This window comes from Sporosarcina luteola (assembly GCF_023715245.1).
Taxonomy (GTDB): Bacteria; Bacillota; Bacilli; order Bacillales_A; family Planococcaceae; genus Sporosarcina; species Sporosarcina luteola_C.
Map to the genome: position 1 here is coordinate 1 of NZ_JAMBNV010000022.1, position 459 is coordinate 459.

The 459-nt window shown below is 66.7% G+C and carries 1 protein-coding gene; it reads left to right on the forward strand.

Going from position 1 to position 459, the window contains the following annotated elements; translation table 11 throughout:
* A partial coding sequence (locus M3152_RS17815) for a chorismate-binding protein (protein ID WP_251697188.1) occupies window positions 1–459 on the forward strand: 459 nt, incomplete at both ends.

Sequence of the window (459 nt, forward strand, 5' to 3'; positions counted from 1 at the left end):
CCGCTGGACGCCGTGAGCATCATGGCGGCTAGCCGGCGCAGCAATCTTAACTGTTTTCATTTCCTGATGGCGTTCAATGCCCGGCAGGCATTTTTCGGCTCCACGCCGGAACGGCTGTGGCGCCGGCGCGGCGCGCTGCTGCGCACCGAAGCGCTGGCGGGGACCGTCGCGAACCATCAGGAAGACGCGAAGGCGCAGCAACTGGCCGACTGGTTGATGAAAGACGACAAAAACCAGCGGGAAAACATGCTGGTGGTAGAGGATATCTGCCAGCGCCTGCAGAGTGAGGCCTCGACGCTGGACGTCCTGCCGCCGCAGGTGGTGAGGCTGCGTAAGGTGCAGCATCTCCGACGCTGCATCTGGACCGAGCTGGCGGCGCCTGACGACAGCCGCTGTCTGCTGCAGCTGCAGCCCACCGCCGCGGTGGCCGGCCTGCCGCGCCGGGCGGCGCTGGCGTTC